The organism is Paenibacillus sp. 2TAF8, from assembly GCF_052114825.1.
Lineage (GTDB): Bacteria > Bacillota > Bacilli > Paenibacillales > Paenibacillaceae > Paenibacillus.
Map to the genome: position 1 here is coordinate 24,392 of NZ_JBFRFN010000013.1, position 18,297 is coordinate 42,688.

Below are 18,297 nucleotides of genomic sequence, written 5' to 3' on the forward strand. Positions count from 1 at the left end.
ATCTTATCTTTTGAATACGACTGTATTTTTGACGTTATTGAATGGATGGGATGGAGGGGAAATGTAGATGTATAGACAAATGGTAGAAAGCAATGACAGAGCCACTGAACGAGGTATGGAGCGGCAGATGCTTGATTCGGAAAGTCGTTACTATGGTGGAACAATTGATCCTTTTTCAGGTGTGGCTTGGGTTAACCATACGACGGGAACACCTACAGATATGTGTTTTTGGGGAGCAGCAATTTCTAATCAGGACTCCAAGTATTATCGAGACGAGGGCTTGCTGGAAAGATTGCGACTTGCTAGTGAGTTTGTGTTGCGTCATCAGCACAGTGATGGATCGATATCGCCTGGCTGGACGAACTATCACTCCCCACCAGACACAGCTTTTGTTGTAGTAGGATATTCGCAGTTATATCAACTTCTGAACCAACAGGATTGGGCACCGCTGAAGCCTGTACTGGATAATATGCGACTGTTCCTGGAACGGACGATTCCAGTCATGTTAACGGGAGGCTGTCATACACCAAACCATCGCTGGGTGTTATGTGCCGCACTTGGTTTTCTGCATGAGATCTTCGGCATAGAGGAAGCAGTACAACGCGCAGAGCAATGGCTGGCGGAAGGGATTGATATTACCCCTGATGGGGAGTGGACCGAACGCAGCAACGGGATCTACAATGCGGTGAGTGATATTATGCTGATTCATGCTGCGCGTTTGTTGAATCGCCCTGAATTGCTGGAGCCAGTACGTTTGAACCTCCGGATGATGGTATATCTCGTGCACCCTACTGGTGAAATTGTGACCGATTATTCAGGCCGCCAGGATCTGGGCAGTAAACATGGCTTGTCGTCGTATTATTTGCCCTATGCGATTATGGCCAAACTGGATCAAGATCCAATTTTTGCAGGTATGGCTGCTTGGGCAGACAGCGATTTGACAGATCCAGGCGTATGTTCGGTGAATGCGCTCGTACGATTGTTGCTAGAGCCTGAGCTTCAACAGACTACTGGTACAATGGATGCGCTCCCTAGTCAATATGAAGTGATGCTCAATGAGCATTTTGGACGTGAACGTTATGTGGGCCAAATGGAGAGTGTAGGTCATTATGGACGAATCTCGCACAGTCGCATGCACACGGATTTTGGTGCTCCCGTTGCCCGAATTCGTGATGGAGAAACCAGTGTGACCGTTATGACGGAGGTAGCTCCATTTTTTGCACTTCGACACGGTGAGGTACGACTGCTGGCGGTTCAGTTAGCGTCTTACTTCAACCCCGGATATGTACCGATGCAAAATATGACGCGGTTGCCTCAGGGATATCGATTGACCGGGGAACAGAAGAAAGGATACTACGGACCAATTCCTTCAGCCGATCTACCAGCTACAGCTTCCTCATCGATCAGCCCATGGTATTTGCTTCCACATCAGACCCGTACACTTACACACGAGCAGACATTCCGTGTTGATGCTGAGGTGCTGGAGACAGATCGCGGTTGGACGATGCATCTGACCGGAGAGGAGCCGCAGGACATCATGATGCAGTTATCCTTTGTATTCGGAAATGAAGGCGAGCTTAGCTGTGAGGATGGCATAGAAACCAGTGATGGAAGCATTCTGTGGAAAGGCGGCAAGTTGCGTTACAGTTGCGGGGAAGACTGGCTTGAGATTGATGGAGGCGAGATGGGACATCTGGCTGCAAACGTTCGTGAAGCTAAGACGCCTGAGAATTGCAAGATTGTGCTGGTTAATTTCATGACTCCGTTTGATAAAACGCTGGATATAACGCTTTCACCGTCGCTGACAAAATAAAGGATTAATCTTCACTCTTCATGTAGATACATGAATTATCCAACAACCCTCAATAGAGATGATGTTTCATTCCTAATCGGGATGAAATACCATCTCTATTTTTTGTATTTTTTTCATAAACGACATGAAACTACATATAGCGAAGAGGGCCTAAAGATGTGGTATACTGAAGAGTATGAATGAAAGCAAAGAGGAGGTGCCTTGGAAGATGAAGGGCAAGCTAGTGCGGACCGAGGGTCACCTTGCCAATATTATACCGATTCACTTGGATGCTTCTTTCTTTTTTGAAAGAGCTGTCCGCTCGCTGGACCGTAATCATGTCGACAAGGCATTGAAATATTTTCGTAAAGCTGTTGAGTACGAGCCGGATAACCCGGTGAATCATTGTAATATGGCAGGTATATTGTCAGAAAAGGGGGATTATGAAGCCTCCAACGCTATTCTGGCAAATGTGCTGGATGTGGTTGATCCGTCGATGACGGAATGTTATTTCTATATGGCGAACAATTATGCCAACATGGATCAATTCGAGGAAGCCGAGCGTGCGCTGGTGACCTATCTGGAGGAAGACACGCAGGGGCAGTTCATGACGGAAGCCGAAGAAATGATGGAGCTTTTGTATTATGAGCTGGATCGCCCGGCCAAATTAAATCGAATCAAGTCACGCAAAGGTGTTGTGGAGCACGATCAGGCACGCGAGTTTCTGGAAGAGGGGAAGTTTGCCCAAGCTGCAGAGTTGCTCGAAGGCATGTCTCCCGATTATCCGGATTATCTCGCTGCCCGTAATAATCTGGCTCTCGCCTATTATTATATGGGACTGTTTTCTAAAGCGAAAGAGACTATCGCTGAAGTGCTGGAACAGGAACCGGGCAATCTGCACGCACTTTGTAATCTGGCGATCTTCTATCAAAATGAGAATCGAACAGATCAAGTGCTGCTGTTGATCAAAAAACTGCGTACGATCGTGCCATACCAGCACGAGCAGGTGTACAAGCTGGCTACGACAATGGGTATTCTGGGCCAGCACGACGCGGCCTACATCCATTTCCGCCGGCTGCTCAAAGTTGAAGAAACCGCTGCTGATCCGGCATTAGCGCATTACGCAGCAGTGGCGGCGTTCAACACGGAACGTTATGACATTGCTAAGCGGCTGTGGAATCATGTGAACAAACTCGATCCAGGTTCAGAGGTGGCTCGTTATTATTTGTCTGGTCTTGAAGCAGTGCTTCAAGGCTCACAGGAGCCGAATAAGTTAAGCTACCATTACCATCTTCCTTTTGATGAGCAGTTCAAGCAATGGGAGGACTATGGCAATGGTATTCCGGAAGAGATGAAAAATGATCCACTCATTCGCTCATCATTCTTCTGGGCGCTGCGACATGGAGATCAGGCAACCAAGCTGCAGGTTATTCATGCGCTTGGCATGATTGGTGATTACGAGGTGCAACAGGCACTGCAACTGTTCATTGATGAACCTGGCGAAGAGCCTGCCTTGGTCAAGGCGGCACAGAGCATTTTGCATGATCTGCAAAGAGCCGAGTATCATGAAACGGAAGCCAAACTGTCTCTACCTTTCACTCCAGAGGCTCTGAAACCTATTCATAAGCTGGGTAAGACGGGAATCACGGAGAAACAGACCAAAACAGGAGCATCTCCCCATTGGCAGGCTGTTGTTGATCGGGCGCTTCAGATGTCTGAGGCGAGAGCCGAACTGCAGCAAGAGATGGAGCGGATCTGGACAGATTATGTCTCCAGGATGCGTCCGGATCTGTCCGGTTCCAAACAGATTGAAGGCTGGGCTGCAGGACTGGAGTATCTGGCTTCAAAAAATCGTAGCCGGCCAGTAACGTATCAAAGCGTTGCTGAACGTTATGGCATATCTGCATCGACCGTCAGCAAATATGCGAGACAGCTCAATCAGATCTGCAGCACAACCCCGCCAAATGGTTAGATCCACGTTGTAATTCAGCTTGAAAGCATTGTTCTCTTGAAAAGAAGGATACATTAACCGGGAAAACGGGTAAACTTAACGAATAGGTCTCAAAATGCCTGTAGGATATTATCTTGGCAAATTATTCGCGACCATTACACATCTCAACCTGATGAAGGAGGCTGTATCTATATGTCTAAATACAGAACGATTGTGATCGGAACCGGACCTGCGGGTCTGACAGCAGCGATATATCTGGCTCGTGCGAATCTGAATCCGCTTGTGATTGAAGGTCTTCAGCCGGGCGGGCAATTGACAACGACTACAGAAGTTGAGAACTTTCCAGGTTTTCCGCAAGGAATTATGGGCCCTGAATTAATGGACAACATGCGGAAGCAAGCGGAGCGTTTTGGCGCTGAATTTAAGAATGGCTGGGTGGAAGAGGTTGATTTCAGTAAGCAGCCTTTCAAAGTGAATGTTGGCGGTATCGGTGAGTTGGAAGCAGACTCTATCATCATCTCTACAGGTGCTTCGGCTCGCTATCTCGGTATTCCGGGAGAGCAGGAGAATGTAGGTCGGGGAGTCAGCACATGTGCAACATGTGACGGTTTTTTCTTCCGTGGTAAAAAGATCGTTGTGGTGGGCGGTGGTGACTCTGCTATGGAAGAAGCGAGCTTTTTGACTCGTTTTGCTACAGATGTTACGTTGGTTCACCGCCGTGATGAACTGCGCGCATCCAAGATTATGCAGGACCGTGCTCGCAGCAACGAGAAGGTGAAGTGGGCTTTGAACCGTACACCTCTTGAGGTTGTACCTGAAGCAACGGGTGTCAAAGGGTTGAAGGTGCGCAACAATGAAACTGGTCAGGAAGAGTTGCTCGAAGCAGATGGTGTATTCGTTGCAATCGGACACACGCCAAACACTGGATTTCTTGGCAATGCCATTACATTGGATGAGCATGGGTATGTTGTGGTTAAGCCAGGAACAACAGAAACCAATATTCCAGGTGTATTTGCATGTGGTGATGTTCAGGATACGAAATATCGTCAAGCCATTACAGCTGCAGGATCAGGTTGTATGGCAGCGATGGATTGTGAAAAGTTTCTGGAGGGAAGCGTCGTACACGATTGGAGCGAAACGCTGGATAAGTAATATGCATGACAGCCTCATGGCAAGTGATAAATAGTTATAAGAGACAACGGGAAGTCTCATGAACTGAGAGAAGCCGGAGGGCTTCTCTTTTTTTGAAACGATGGTGGGCATGATTTCGTATACATAAGGGGTATATTAGCTGTGAGGTGAAGGTGTTGGGGGAAATGATAAAAGATTGGCTTCAGAATGCAACGGTTAGACGTTTTCTGATTCTGCTGTTGTTCTGTTTAATTTTGTTCAGTATGGGGAGTATGCTTCATATGATTCTGCTGTTGTTCCTGGTGACTTACGTCATGAACAGGTTGCAGCATCTCATTACGAGAGGTTTGAATCGATTTTTTTCAATCGACTATAAAGTCGTGGTCATTCTGCTGTATATGATTGTGATAGCCGGAATTGTTCTTGGTATTTCCAGATATTCACCACGAATTGTGGATCAAGTTGTGCAGTTAACCAACGAGATTATGAAATTTCTCGACACGGCGGATGGTGATAATTTTGCCTCCAAGATCGCTGGTTATCTACAGTCCTTCGACATTAAAAATTATACCAACGAAGCACTGAAATACATTTTTGCCTTTAGTAAGTGGCTGGAATTCATCCTGCTGGTTATTATTTTGAGCCTGTTCTTCCTGTTGCAGAAAAAAGAAATCTATAAATTCACGTCCAAGTTTAAAACAAGTAAAATCGGCTGGTTTTATAATGAAGTGGCATACTTGGGCGACAAATTTGTATCTTCTTTCGGTAAAGTTATTGAAGCTCAGCTACTGATTGCCGTATTTAATACGGTGCTGACGATGCTCGGATTGTGGATCTTGGGTTACCCTTACTTGTTCGCGTTAACAATTATGGTCTTCCTGCTCAGTCTGGTGCCTGTAGCAGGGGTTATGATCTCGCTTGTGCCGCTCTGTCTGATCGGGTATCAAATGGGCGGACTGCAGATGAGTATCATCGTGATCATCATCATCATCATTATTCATGCTCTGGAAACATACTTCCTGAATCCAAAGCTGATGGCACACAAGACCAAGCTGCCGATGTTTTACACCTTTATCGTGTTGATTCTGTCGCAGCATTTCCTCGGCATCTGGGGCTTGATTATTGGTATTCCGATCTTTGTCTTCATGCTGGATATTCTGGATGTAAACAAGATGGAGAAGACCGACGAACCAGTGCGTGTAGAGACCAAGCTGTAACTGATTTTCAAGAGTTCGCTGAATGGTTGGGAAAAAAGAATAAACGCCTCCAGTATTTCACTGGAAGGCGTTTATTTGTTATACCTGCCCCTGAAGAGGGAGGTATTATAATGAAGCAAAGTTCGAATCATTATCGCATTAGAAACGTATCGCGATGATGTAAAAATGTATACCATTCTATACCGAACGAAGAGAAGTTCTTGTTCCTTGGAGCAAAAAAGTCTGTGCTCACAGCCAGCCCTTTTCCTCCGCTGTAGCAACGGCTTCCATCCGGTTCTTGGCATCCAGTTTGGCAAAGGCCTCCGACAAATAATTACGTACTGTTCCATAAGACAGGTGCAGTGAAGCGGCTATATGATTGGCATTCATACCAGTTGCGGCTAATTTCAATACTTCCTTTTCTCGCTCTGTGAGCGGATTGAATGTTTTGGCTGCACCAAACACAAGCTCTGGTGACACTTCACGGCCTCCATTCATGACACGGCGGATAGCTTCGGCAAGGCGGTCACTGGGTTCGTCTTTAAGTAAGTAGCCCTGCACGCCTGCCTGTACAGCCCGCTCCAGAAATCCGGGGCGCGCAAAGGTTGTGAGAATGATGATGCGGCAGTTCAATCCAAGCTGCTGCATCCGTTCAGCAACATCTAAACCGCTCATGACAGGCATCTCAATGTCCATCAGACACAGGTCGGGCTGTAGTGAAATGATACGCTGCAGGGCTTCCTCCCCGTTTCCGGCCTCACCAATGACCTCAAAATCATCCTCAAGATCAAGCAGGGAGGCTAAAGCCCCTCGAAGCATACGCTGATCCTCCACGATCAAAATACGAATCATACGGACGCACCTCCTTGCGATTTGTTTGCAACGATGGGAAAGAAAAGTGCCAGCCGGGTGCCTTTAGTATCGGAGTCGATCTGGAGAGATCCATCAATCAGATGAAGCCGTTCCGACATGCCTTTTAGACCATTGCCGGGATGCTGATCACTTGAAATGCCTGTTCCGTTATCTTGAATTGTAATATAAATCCCATCCGTTTCTCGCTTCAGTAAAATCAGGCTCCAGGTTGCCTTGCTGTGCTTCACAATATTAGTCACAGCCTCAAGTAGACATAGGCTGACCATATTCTGCGTTAGATCAGGTACATCGCTGCAGGTCTCTTGCTGAGCAGACAGTTGTAACTCGATATCTGCGCTTCGTAGCATCTCTCTGGCATCGGCTAATGCTTCTGCGATACTAATCGCTCGCATATCGGAGACAAGTTGGCGCACTTCACGAAGAGCTGCCCTGGAGGTGCGTTCAATCTCGCGTGCTTCCTGAATTGCTCGTTCTGGATTTTTGGCGATCAGTTTGGTCACCAACTCACTCTTTAATGTGATCAATGATAGGGTATGCCCCATCGTATCATGAAGATCTCTGGCTATTCGCATGCGTTCTTCCCGTTTGATTAACTCCCTGATATGTTGCTGAGCTTCATCAAGTTTAGCTTCGAGCTGCTGACGATCCAGCATGGTTCGAATGCCATAGGGAGAAATCAGCATGATGATATAAAATGGAGTAAAGAACAAGAGTTGCTCAGCGCTGAGCTGGTTAAAAGCGATTGCCATAGCGATCGGGATCGTCTGAATAATGGCAAATACCAATAAAAATAATCGAAAGAGTCGCTTTTCGGTGTACCATCCGATGAAGTTCGCTGTGAAAAATCCAAGAAAAAACATGTTTGGATCAATGATCAGAGTCAGAATCAGAACACATAACATTTGCAGAATGAGCCAATAGGAAAAAATAAATTTCCCTGCTGTCATATACAGCTGTCGATAGGTCAAGACAAAAGCGATAAAAGCGGTTATTCCGATATATTGTTCATGTCCATGAGCGTTCGTCAGGTAGTATAGGGGCATGGCTAAATAGATCATCCATATGTATGGATAGATTCCGAATCGTTTAGGGAAAAGCTCAAATCCTTGAAACATGTGCCGAAGTTACGCCTCCTTCTGTCTGCTGCGGATATATGTGGATAGTAACATAAATACCGCCAGATAACCTCCTAAAAGAAGGATGTCCCGCAATTGCGGAACCCCACCGCCGATGATGCTCCATGCACCATTGCCAAAACTGTAGGAGGGAAGCCAGCGGCCAATCTGTGCGAGCCAGTCTGGCATCACATTCAGCGGCATCCACATGCCTCCAAGCAGGGCAAGAGAAAGGTATAAGGCATTGCTTAATCCACTTGCTGTATCTACCCTCCGTAACGTGCCTATACAGGTGCCGAGGGCGAGAAAAGGAAGGGAACCGGCAAGAATCCAGAGTGCAGAGCTGACCCACTGTGAGAAGGTGAGAGAGACACCGTTAATCAAGTAACCAGATGTGAAGATGACGATAATCGAGCATAAGTGGATGAAGGTCTGGCCGATCATCTTGCCGCCGAAATAAATAGAGTTCGGTAGCGGTGTGACTCGCAGGTAGGTGACCCAGCCGTGGGCTCTTTCCTGCACAAGGCGAATGCCGAGTGTCATAATGGAGGATCCCATCACACTAAAGCAGGTCATCGACATGAGATAGTGTGCATTCCATTCCTTGGCATCCACAGCATCGGTTGTAAATATACGTGTGTATAGAATGTAAAACAGAACGGGCATCAGCAAAGACCAGAACACAAAATATACGTTACGGATCATACGAATCATCTCTGCACGGGATTGAGCGATTAACATCGACATATCATTGTTCCTCCTTCACGTTATTCAGCATAGATGCATAGGCATCGTCCAGTTGTCCCGTTTCAATACGGATGTCCCGAACCGGAAGCTGCATCGTTATAATTTGACGAATCAGTGCATCTGTATCTTGGCTTTGGAGGATGCAGCGGTTTTGTCGATATAGCACCTGGTCCACTCCAGACAGTTTTTCAATCATGGCCTGATTGGCGGCCGCGGCTGTTTCATCATTTTCTGTATGAGCCGATTCGCGGCTGCCGCCATTAAGGGGAGGGATATAGGTGAAGGATAAGGTCCGCTTAGTCATCCCGTTTTTAATTTGCTCCGGCGTTCCATCGGCGGCAATAGCTCCTTCATTGAACAGGATAATTCGATCAGCCACTTCATCGGCTTCATGGAGGTAATGCGTGGTGAAGACCACCGTTTTACCCTGCTGTGCGAGTGTACGGATCTGTGACCAGAATTGCCTGCGGGTCTCAGAATCCAAGCCAACTGTGGGTTCATCGAAAAAAAGAATATCGGGGTTCCCCGTCATAGCCAAGGCAAAATTCAAACTACGCTTCTGTCCCCCAGATAGCTTCTCTGCTCTCCGATTCAAATCAGCCGGGGAGAGCCCGGTTAATTTCTCAAGAGCTGCTGTATCTAGCGGTGACGGATAATAGCTATGTACCATGCGAATGATCTCACGTACGGTGAGGAAATCCATGACACTGACATCCTGCATCATGACACCGATTCGTTGTTGCACCTGCTTGTGACCTGGAGGCAATCCAAGTATCTTAATCTCGCCTGAAGAAGGGCTGGTTAGACCGAGCATCATTTTGATCGTGGTTGTTTTGCCTGCACCGTTAGGTCCGAGAATAGCTGTAATCGAACCTTGTGCGATCTGGAGTGAAACCTGGCGGACAGCCTGTTTCTTTCCGAACTGTTTACTGACATTATCCAGTTGTATCACGTTATTGTGGGAGTTCATGTATGGTCACGTCCTTCTTCTGATCGAATGTTATACATTCATCTTAACTGTGGGAACGTGAAGGGTTTAGTAATCATTGTCATGAATATCAGATGACAATTGTCATTTTTTACGAATGGAACGAGTGATGCTGAAATATCATGAGTTGAGGCTTCCCTTTCTAATAGGGAAGCAGGGAGCATAGCGTTTTAATAGATTAAGAGGAGGGTGTATGCGTATTCAAATATGGTGTGTGATGACGTTCACAACCTTGCCAAAGCATGTTGCGCGTGAGGTCTTCTCGTCTTGACCCCGGCGTATCCTTCAATTATAGTTGGTACGTAGGACTTAAACTATTTTAGATAGATAAAGGTGGCTTGCAGCATGTCTGAGAAAATCTACGTTGGGGTCGATCTCGGCGGAACAGCAATCAAGGTCGGTATATGTGATGATCAAGGTCAGCTTATGCATACGTATGAAGGGCCGACTGAAGTGGACCAGGGCGTTGACACGGTTATCGCCAACATCGAGAAGTATGTCCGTCATATCGTAGCCGAATCACCATACAGCTGGGAACAGCTTGAAGGTGTCGGTGCAGGAGTTGCCGGTTTCACAAATGTACGCGAGGGGATTATTGTTCATGCTCCTAACATCGGATTTCGGAATGTAGCCATTCGTTCGGTTCTGGAAGAACGTCTGGGCAAGCCTGTCAAAATAGATAACGATGCAAACGTTGCTGCTCTCGGTGAAGCTTGGGCTGGCGCAGGCAAGGGTGTAGACAATTGTGTGTGCTTCACACTCGGTACAGGCGTTGGTGGTGGCCTTATCCTGAATGGTAAAATTTATCAAGGTTTCTCGGGTATGGCAGGGGAACTGGGCCATATCAGCGTGGTGCCTGATCTGGAAGCGATCAAGTGTGGCTGTGGTAAAATGGGATGTGTTGAGACAGTATCATCTGCAACGGGCATCATCCGTATGGCAAAGGATGCTGTAGAGCGTGGTGACCATACTTCCCTTGCTTTGGTAGACAAAATTGCTGCCAAGGAAGTATTTGATGCGGCCAAAGCGGGCGACGAAGTGGCGTTGCGGATTGTAAACCGTGCAGCGTATTATTTGGGCAAATCCATGGCAACCGTAGCCGCTGTACTGAATCCGGAATTGTTCATTGTTGGCGGTGGTGTATCCAAGGCGGGAGACTTCCTGTTTGATGAGATTCGCACCGTGTTTGCTCAATTGACACCGGAACCGCTACAACAGGGAGTTCAGATTTTGGAAGCAACGCTGGGTAATGATGCAGGTATCGTAGGTGCGGCAGGTCTCCTCTTGCGTTCGTAGTAAACTCGTAACACGATAATCCGACAGCAATATGATAAGGAGGGGACATTTATGCTTGACGGTGAAGGCTCACCAGGCACAGGCGCCACGCTCATTATCATTACCGGCATGTCCGGAGCGGGTAAAACGATAGCTGTGCAGAGCCTGGAGGATCTGGGGTTTTTCTGTGTAGATAATTTACCGCCTGTTTTAATTCCCAAATTCGCAGAACTGATCGAACAGTCCAATGGTAAGATCGGTAAAGTAGCGCTGGTCATCGATCTGCGGGGACGTGAATTCTTTACGGCATTATCCGAGTCTTTGAATTATATCAAGGATCATTTTACGATCCACTGTGAGATTTTATTTTTGGATGCGACAGATTCTGTGTTGGTTCAGCGCTATAAAGAGAGTAGACGTAGACATCCGCTTGCTCCGGAAGGCATGCCGCTGGACGGCATCAAGCTGGAGCGCAAGATGCTGGAAGAACTCAAAAATTCGGCAACTCAGGTGCTGAATACCAGCACAATGAAGCCTGCTCAATTGAAGGAGCGCATCATCTCACGGTTCTCTCACTTGGAGAGCCAGATGTTATCCGTGAATATAACGTCCTTCGGATTTAAATACGGTATTCCGATTGATGCGGATCTCGTATTCGATGTTCGTTTTTTGCCGAATCCGCATTATATTGATCATTTGCGGCCGAATACAGGACAAAATAGTGAAGTGTACGAATATGTTATGAAATGGCCGGAAACGCAAGCGTTTCTGACCAAGCTACTGGATATGCTGCATTTTCTGATTCCGCAATACCGGAAGGAAGGCAAAAGCCAGGTTATTATTGGAATCGGCTGTACCGGAGGCAAGCATCGTTCGGTAGCAATATCGGAATATTTGGGCAAAATGCTCGGAAGCAGTGAGACTGAAGCTGTTACCGTAAGCCATCGCGACGCTGACCGGGACCGTCATTGAAGAGGGTGAAGGGATGAAAGAGGCCGGACCACGGAGAGAACGTCCGAGAATCGTTGTTATGGGCGGCGGAACCGGATTATCTGTGATGTTACGCGGTTTAAAAGAGAAGCCGATGGATATCACGGCCATCGTTACGGTTGCCGATGATGGTGGAAGTTCAGGCATCCTGCGTAGTGAGCTGCAAATGCCGCCTCCTGGCGACATTCGTAACGTGCTTACCGCGCTAGCAGATGTTGAACCACTGCTTTCGGATATGTTAAAATATCGTTTCAACACAGGTGCGGGGCTTGCAGGCCACAGCCTGGGTAATTTGATATTGGCTGCAATGACGGATATATCAGGCGACTTTGTGACCGCTGTGCGGGAGCTTAGCCGCGTGTTTGCCGTTAGGGGTCAGGTGCTTCCAGCAGCGGGTCAGGCTGTTGTGTTACATGCCGAGATGGAGGATGGATCGATTATTACGGGCGAGTCCAAAATTCCGGAGGCAGGCGGACGCATTAAACGTGTTTTCCTTGAACCGGATCACGTGGAGCCGTTGCCAGAGGCTGTGGAAGCCATACGTCAGGCGGATGCAATTCTGATCGGCCCAGGCAGTCTTTATACAAGTATCCTTCCTAACCTGCTTGTGCCCAAACTGGCAGAGGCGGTTGTCGAAACCGATGCAGTAAAGATGTTTATCTGTAACGTGATGACACAGCCAGGAGAAACCGATAATTATACGGTGAGCGATCATCTTAAAGCCGTTCATGAGCATATTGGTCATCAGCTCTTTGACTATGTGATTGTTAATAATGGTGATATTCCGCTGCAAGTGCAAAATAAGTATGCGGAAAAAGGAGCAAAGCCGGTTGTTCTCGATATGAATGTGCTGAAAAGTTCAGGATATCAGGTTGTCGCCGACACCCTTGTTCTGTTCAAAACCTATCTGCGTCATGATGCTGATAAGCTAAGTCATCATATTTATCAATTGGTTCAAAATTGGATGTTACGGAAGAGGTGAAGTCCCATGTCATTTGCAGCACAGACCAAAAAAGAATTAACGATGATTGAAAGCGAAGCGTGCTGCGAACAGGCGGAACTTTCAGCCCTCATCCGTATGCTGGGTTCGGTACAGTTATCGAATAAAAAAGTCATCTTGGATATTTCGACAGAGAATGCTGCGATCGCAAGAAGGGCATACTCTCTGCTTAAAAAGCATTTTCAAGTGCATACGGAATTGTTGGTTCGCAAAAAAATGCGGCTGAAAAAGAACAATGTGTACATTGTTCGTGTTCCGACTATGGTTCAGGAGATTTTAAAGGAACTGCACATCGTCTCGGAAGGATTCCTGTTTACTCCTGGCATTAACGCCGAACTTCTGGAGAAGAACTGTTGCAAGCGGGCATATCTTCGAGGTGCGTTTTTGGCAGGCGGATCAGTGAATAATCCAGAGGGCTCTTCGTACCATCTGGAGATCGCCTCCATGTATGAAGAGCATTGTCAGGCACTGGTAGATCTGGCGAATGAATTTCATCTCAATGCCCGGTGTATAGAAAGGAAAAAAGGATTCATCCTATACATTAAGGAAGGTGAGAAAATCATTGAATTGCTTAGCATCATTGGTGCTCATCAGGCCTTGTTCAAGTTTGAAGATGTGCGAATCATGCGGGACATGCGTAACTCGGTGAATCGGATCGTCAATTGCGAGACAGCTAATCTGAACAAAACGATTGGAGCGGCCGTCAGACAAATCGATAATATCCGTTTACTGCAAAAGGAAGTGGGCTTGGAATCTCTTCCGGATAAGCTGCGTGAAGTGGCCGAGGTAAGGCTTGCTCACCCAGATATCAATCTCAAAGAAGTTGGCGAGTTGCTGAAGGGCACCGTGAGTAAATCAGGTGTGAACCATCGCCTTCGGAAAATTGATGAACTGGCTGAGAAAGTGCGTGCCGAACGTTATAGTTGAAGTATAGTTGAAGGTTGAGATAAATTATTTAAGTTTAAGTTTTGTTATGACCTTTTTAGGTCATTGTAGGTTACTCGTACGTGTGAAGAAGATGATTAACTCTCGGCTTTCTGCCTATGTTAGCGAGCCGTGTTTTTTCTTCTAGTGTCCAGCACGGGTTAATGGTATAATGTTGTATAAATATAATTGTGTATTTAATGTCCAGATTTCATAATAGGGGGGTAAGTTTCTATGACAAAGCACCCGGTAGTTGTCCGTTTGAAAACGGGTCTCCATGCCAGACCTGCGGCACTGTTCGTTCAGGAAGCGAATAAGTACTCATCTGAAGTGTTCGTCGAAAAGGACGATAAAAAAGTAAACGCTAAAAGTATCATGGGAATTATGAGCCTTGCCATTAGCACAGGTACAGAAATCCAGATCAGTGCAGAGGGCGCGGATGCCGATCAGGCTGTAAACGCTTTAGTTAGTCTGGTAAGCAAGGAAGAGCTGGAGAATCAATAAGATTTAACACCAGTGAACAATGAAGAAGTCCCGCAAGGGGCTTTTTTGCGTTTCATATTAAATTGTATATAATCGGCACCGTCAAGTGCAACATTATGGAATTTGTCCCGTCTGTTAAGGTATCAAATCGCTTCAAGTTTGAGAAGTTAACATATGAGGAGGTTGTTCGTAATGGGTAAACAATGGATGAAACCGTTTGGTGCAGTGCTGGTCGCAAGTTCGCTGCTGGTTGGAGGAACAGCATATGTTGCTCCAGGAAACTATGCCTATGCTGCTGAGGTTCAAGGCGTACAGCAAAATGTAATTAATGTGGTAGGTAAAGGCGAAATTCAGGTGAAGCCGGATATCGCTTATCTGTCGATTGGAGTGAACAGTACAGCGGAGACTGCGGCGTCGGCACAAAAGGCAAATGCAGCTAAAATTCAAAAAGTCACTAATCTGCTGAAAAACACATGGAAGATTAGTGCAGATGATATTCAAACAAGTCAATTCTACGTGCAACCAAACTACACGTATAGTGAAAAAGATGGACAGAAAATTAAAGGTTACACAGCACATCACACGTTGACAGTAACATATCGGGATATGGACAAGATTGGTGAACTGTTGGATGCCGCATCCCAAGCGGGGGCCAATAATATTGAAAATGTACGCTTTACGGTAGAGAATCCGGAGAAATACGAATCCGAAGTGATTGCTAAGGCAGTAGCCAATGCCGATGTGAAAGCAGAGGCGATCGCTAAAGCAGTTAAACGTCAGCTGGGTACTGTTCTTTCGGTAAGCCAGCCGGATGCTAACGTTCCTGTGTTCTATGCAACAGAGTCACTCATGTCCCAGGCGAAGAATGAATCGGATGCAGGTACACAGATTGAAGCAGGTCAGGTGAAAGTAAGCACAGTTCTTAATATTACCTACGAGATGAAATAGACAATTTTGCACATCGCGGGATAAAATATTAAATATTAAGAATTTAAAATAATGACAAAAGCACTGTCCTTCGGGGCCGTGCTTTTTTGTTGCACATGCTGGCTTTGAGGAAGCGAGGGTCAGAAAGTACTTGTGTTACCTGTCTAAGAAATAGTCGAATCATGTCGTTTTTGTAGCATTGTTCGTGACAAAACGTTCATTTTCTGCGATTAATATCGTACGATTTTCATCAACATTGTAACTGGAGCTGTAAACCTTTCCGAAAAAGGGTTAATTATAATAAAGAGGCAAGCGTATGGCCTATGTATTCTTATTATATTTACATACGCAATAAACGACCTGATGGAATATTAGAGAGGAGTTTTATAGATGAAAACATGGAAAAAGTGGACGAGTGCACTATTGGCGGCAGGTGTAATTATGGGGGGCAGCACAGCGTGGGTTGACCAGTCGGTTCAAGCGGCATCTGTATCTTCTAAAGTAACTGCAACAACTGAGGTAACGTTGAAATCAGGCGGCAAAACACTGATGCAAAAAGGGTTGCTCCAAGGAGGATCTACATGGGTATCGCTGACAGCGGTCAAGGATGTAGCGGGCGGCACATTGAAATATGATGCTAAAACGAAGTCGTATACCGTAACAGCAGCGAGCAATGCGATGACTGTTAGTTTGATGGATGGACAGCCAAACGTGTATATTAACGGTTTTTATCCTCAGGTTGAAGCAAAGTTGATCCAGGGTCGTTTGTACATTCCGTTCTCTGCAATGAGAGATTATTTGGGTGTACAGGGTAGCTGGGATGCCAAAACCAAAACACTAACTCTGAGCAAGGTAAAACAAAATAACGTAAAGGTGAAATCGACAAAGGCGAATGTAACCGTTAAAAACGCTGAGGTGGATGTGCAGTATCCGCAAGTGAGCGGACTAGCGAGCAAAGAAGCGGAAACAGCGATCAACAAAGTGCTCAAAGATGAAGTGGACAAGGCTGTTGCTGCTTTCAAAAAACAAACGTCTGAATTCGGCGGAGCAACGGCAAAACGTCCGTATGCATTCGAAGCTTCTTATGTGGTGACTTACAATGAGAACGGCGTACTGGGTCTGATCACTCAACGTTATGAGGACTACGCAGGAGCACATGGCATGACATATCGCACCGGTCATACGTTTGCACTCGAATCAGGAAAAGAGTTGACACTGGATGATGTGCTTGCAAACAACAAATCCATGCGTGAAACAATCAGCAAAAAGGTTGGCGAGCAATTGAAAGCGAACACGGGATACCTGAGCGGCTACAAAGGCCTGAACAAAGACCAGGATTTCTACGTGACGCGAGCGGGTGCGGTTGTATTCTTCCAGTTGTATGAGTACACAGCGTATGCGGAAGGTTTCCCTGAAATCAAATTCACGTATAAGGAAATTCTGCCTAAGAGCACCGCACCGTTCAGCAACGTAACGTCTGAGAAATAAGTTTGTCTTAGGTTAAATGAAATCCTTGAATTAATTTAATTTAAAGTCAAGAGCACTTATATCGTTCTTTCGTGAAAAATAATAAACAAGAAGCCTCCGTCAAAGCAAAGATGACGGAGGCTTTTTGTTGTTCAGGCAACACACCCGGTTAACGGGTGTGTTGCCTGTTTGTAATCAAAAAACGCAGGGCGTGCTCACCTATATTCAGGTGATGCCCGCACTGCGCTTATTTTCGTTGTCTCTAGGCAGCTAAAGCTTAGATGCCTTGGGAGCCTACGTTTTGGATTACTTTATCGATGATACCGTAATCGGCTGCTTCAGCAGCACTCATGAAGTAGTCACGATCTGTATCTTTTTCGATACGCTCCAGAGGTTGACCTGTGCGCTCGGAGATGATGCGGTTCAAGGTATCACGCATTTTCAGAATGCGACGTGCGCGGATTTCGATGTCCGACGCTTGACCTTGTGCACCACCAAGAGGTTGGTGAATCATAATTTCACTGTTTGGCAAAGCAAAACGTTTGCCTTTTGCACCGGCATTCAGCAAAAATGCTCCCATAGAAGCGGCCATACCTACGCAGATCGTAGATACATCCGGTTTGATGAATTGCATGGTATCGTAGATTGCCATACCCGCTGTAATGGATCCGCCTGGGCTGTTGATGTATAGGTGAATGTCTTTCTCCGGATCTTCCGCTGCCAGGAATAACATCTGTGCCATGATGGCATTCGCTACAACGTCATTCACGTCGCTGCCAAGGAAAATGATACGATCCTTCAGCAATCTGGAATAAATATCATAGGCGCGCTCACCCCGGTTGCTCTGTTCAACGACCATTGGAATATAACTCACGTGAAAAACCTCCTCGGAAATGTAAATGTTAAATGGGTGTTTATATTTAAACTGTTACCGTATTAACCACATCATAAACAATCTCAAACAAAAAGTCAAAGAAAGTCAAACTAACTTTGAAAAAAAAGAAACCTTTTCGGTTTCGTTGGTTAAATGCATTATGAGCTGTTAAAAATTAAGTGGCGCGCCCGCCAAGAATCGAACTTGGATCTCAGGCTTCGGAGGCCTACGTCATATCCATTGGACCACGGGCGCATAATCACGTACTACCAATTTATGTAGCGCTCTAAATATGTGACAGCAATAATGATTATAGCTTATGCACTGGTGAATTGCAAGCAGTTGCTTTGGATGCAAATGGTGCGGTTTTCCTTATGACGAAAGGACTCACGTTGTCTTCCATACATGGGCAGAGCTATTTCGCAGATGGTTTGAATTGTTTCGGAAATGATCATGATGAAGAAGAGTGGATAAAGCTTGTATTTCAGTACATGCTATAAGAGGTTTTGGACATGCCATATAAAAATTGAACACAGCAACATATAGATGCTCTCTATGCATTTC

17 protein-coding genes and 1 tRNA gene are annotated in these 18,297 nt (G+C 46.1%); 12 read left to right on the plus strand and 6 right to left on the minus strand.

The window, feature by feature from the left end:
• Nucleotides 1–67: 67 nt before the first annotated feature.
• From AB4Z30_RS19110 to AB4Z30_RS19125, 4 genes are all read left to right on the plus strand, one after another.
• On the plus strand, nucleotides 68–1,813 hold the full coding sequence (locus tag AB4Z30_RS19110) for a hypothetical protein (protein WP_441929093.1): 1,746 nt from the start codon (nucleotides 68–70) through the stop codon (nucleotides 1,811–1,813).
• A 208-nt stretch (nucleotides 1,814–2,021) separates the two neighbouring features.
• The gene (locus tag AB4Z30_RS19115) at nucleotides 2,022–3,764 is read left to right on the plus strand and encodes a tetratricopeptide repeat protein (protein ID WP_441929094.1); all 1,743 of its coding nucleotides are present in this window, start codon (nucleotides 2,022–2,024) and stop codon (nucleotides 3,762–3,764) included.
• Between the two features lie 171 nt (nucleotides 3,765–3,935).
• Complete coding sequence (gene trxB / locus AB4Z30_RS19120) at nucleotides 3,936–4,895, plus strand: thioredoxin-disulfide reductase (protein ID WP_441929095.1); 960 nt, start codon at nucleotides 3,936–3,938, stop codon at nucleotides 4,893–4,895.
• A gap of 164 nt (nucleotides 4,896–5,059) precedes the next feature.
• The gene (locus AB4Z30_RS19125; protein ID WP_441929096.1) at nucleotides 5,060–6,091 is read left to right on the plus strand and encodes an AI-2E family transporter; all 1,032 of its coding nucleotides are present in this window, start codon (nucleotides 5,060–5,062) and stop codon (nucleotides 6,089–6,091) included.
• Between the two features lie 228 nt (nucleotides 6,092–6,319).
• Here AB4Z30_RS19125 and AB4Z30_RS19130 read toward each other — a convergent pair whose 3' ends face one another.
• Genes AB4Z30_RS19130 through AB4Z30_RS19145 form a run of 4 tightly spaced genes read right to left on the minus strand, consistent with a single transcriptional unit; the run spans nucleotide 6,320 to nucleotide 9,775 of the window.
• Nucleotides 6,320–6,922, minus strand: coding sequence for a response regulator transcription factor (locus AB4Z30_RS19130; protein ID WP_441929097.1), 603 nt, complete (start codon nucleotides 6,920–6,922; stop codon nucleotides 6,320–6,322).
• Entirely contained in the window at nucleotides 6,919–8,058 is a 1,140-nt protein-coding gene (locus AB4Z30_RS19135; RefSeq protein WP_441929098.1) for a sensor histidine kinase, read from the minus strand. The genes AB4Z30_RS19130 and AB4Z30_RS19135 overlap by 4 nt, the downstream gene beginning before the upstream one ends.
• A gap of 9 nt (nucleotides 8,059–8,067) precedes the next feature.
• A complete protein-coding gene (locus tag AB4Z30_RS19140; protein WP_441929099.1) occupies nucleotides 8,068–8,805 on the minus strand; it encodes an ABC transporter permease in 738 nt (245 codons plus the stop codon).
• Between the two features lies 1 nt (nucleotide 8,806).
• On the minus strand, nucleotides 8,807–9,775 hold the full coding sequence (locus AB4Z30_RS19145) for an ABC transporter ATP-binding protein (RefSeq protein WP_441929100.1): 969 nt from the start codon (nucleotides 9,773–9,775) through the stop codon (nucleotides 8,807–8,809).
• Between the two features lie 363 nt (nucleotides 9,776–10,138).
• On the opposite strand from AB4Z30_RS19145, the gene AB4Z30_RS19150 reads away from it, so the two are divergent.
• The 8 genes from AB4Z30_RS19150 (at nucleotide 10,139) to AB4Z30_RS19185 (ending at nucleotide 17,133) form a co-directional block, all read left to right on the plus strand.
• Nucleotides 10,139–11,089 carry an ROK family glucokinase gene (locus AB4Z30_RS19150; protein ID WP_123066169.1) on the plus strand — a complete coding sequence of 317 codons (951 nt, stop codon included), beginning with the start codon at nucleotides 10,139–10,141 and terminating at the stop codon, nucleotides 11,087–11,089.
• Between the two features lie 51 nt (nucleotides 11,090–11,140).
• The gene (rapZ, locus tag AB4Z30_RS19155; RefSeq protein ID WP_090924789.1) at nucleotides 11,141–12,040 is read left to right on the plus strand and encodes an RNase adapter RapZ; all 900 of its coding nucleotides are present in this window, start codon (nucleotides 11,141–11,143) and stop codon (nucleotides 12,038–12,040) included.
• Between the two features lie 13 nt (nucleotides 12,041–12,053).
• Nucleotides 12,054–13,040, plus strand: coding sequence for a gluconeogenesis factor YvcK family protein (locus AB4Z30_RS19160; RefSeq protein ID WP_145335930.1), 987 nt, complete (start codon nucleotides 12,054–12,056; stop codon nucleotides 13,038–13,040).
• Between the two features lie 6 nt (nucleotides 13,041–13,046).
• Nucleotides 13,047–13,985 carry a DNA-binding protein WhiA gene (gene whiA / locus AB4Z30_RS19165; protein WP_441929101.1) on the plus strand — a complete coding sequence of 313 codons (939 nt, stop codon included), beginning with the start codon at nucleotides 13,047–13,049 and terminating at the stop codon, nucleotides 13,983–13,985.
• Nucleotides 13,986–14,216: 231 nt separating this feature from the next.
• Nucleotides 14,217–14,486, plus strand: coding sequence for an HPr family phosphocarrier protein (locus AB4Z30_RS19170; RefSeq protein ID WP_342553700.1), 270 nt, complete (start codon nucleotides 14,217–14,219; stop codon nucleotides 14,484–14,486).
• A gap of 171 nt (nucleotides 14,487–14,657) precedes the next feature.
• Entirely contained in the window at nucleotides 14,658–15,413 is a 756-nt protein-coding gene (locus AB4Z30_RS19175; RefSeq protein ID WP_441929102.1) for an SIMPL domain-containing protein, read from the plus strand.
• 369 nt (nucleotides 15,414–15,782) lie between these two features.
• Nucleotides 15,783–16,880, plus strand: a complete 1,098-nt coding sequence (locus AB4Z30_RS19180) for a stalk domain-containing protein (protein WP_441929103.1) — start codon at nucleotides 15,783–15,785, stop codon at nucleotides 16,878–16,880.
• A gap of 127 nt (nucleotides 16,881–17,007) precedes the next feature.
• Nucleotides 17,008–17,133, plus strand: coding sequence for a hypothetical protein (locus AB4Z30_RS19185; protein WP_441929104.1), 126 nt, complete (start codon nucleotides 17,008–17,010; stop codon nucleotides 17,131–17,133).
• A 3-nt stretch (nucleotides 17,134–17,136) separates the two neighbouring features.
• Here the strand turns inward: AB4Z30_RS19185 and clpP are convergent, their stop codons facing one another.
• Nucleotides 17,137–17,733: an ATP-dependent Clp endopeptidase proteolytic subunit ClpP gene (clpP, locus tag AB4Z30_RS19190; RefSeq protein WP_090924795.1), complete on the minus strand. Its 597-nt coding sequence runs from the start codon at nucleotides 17,731–17,733 to the stop codon at nucleotides 17,137–17,139.
• Between the two features lie 180 nt (nucleotides 17,734–17,913).
• A tRNA-Arg gene (locus AB4Z30_RS19195) sits at nucleotides 17,914–17,988 on the minus strand.
• Between the last annotated feature and the right edge of the window lie 309 nt (nucleotides 17,989–18,297).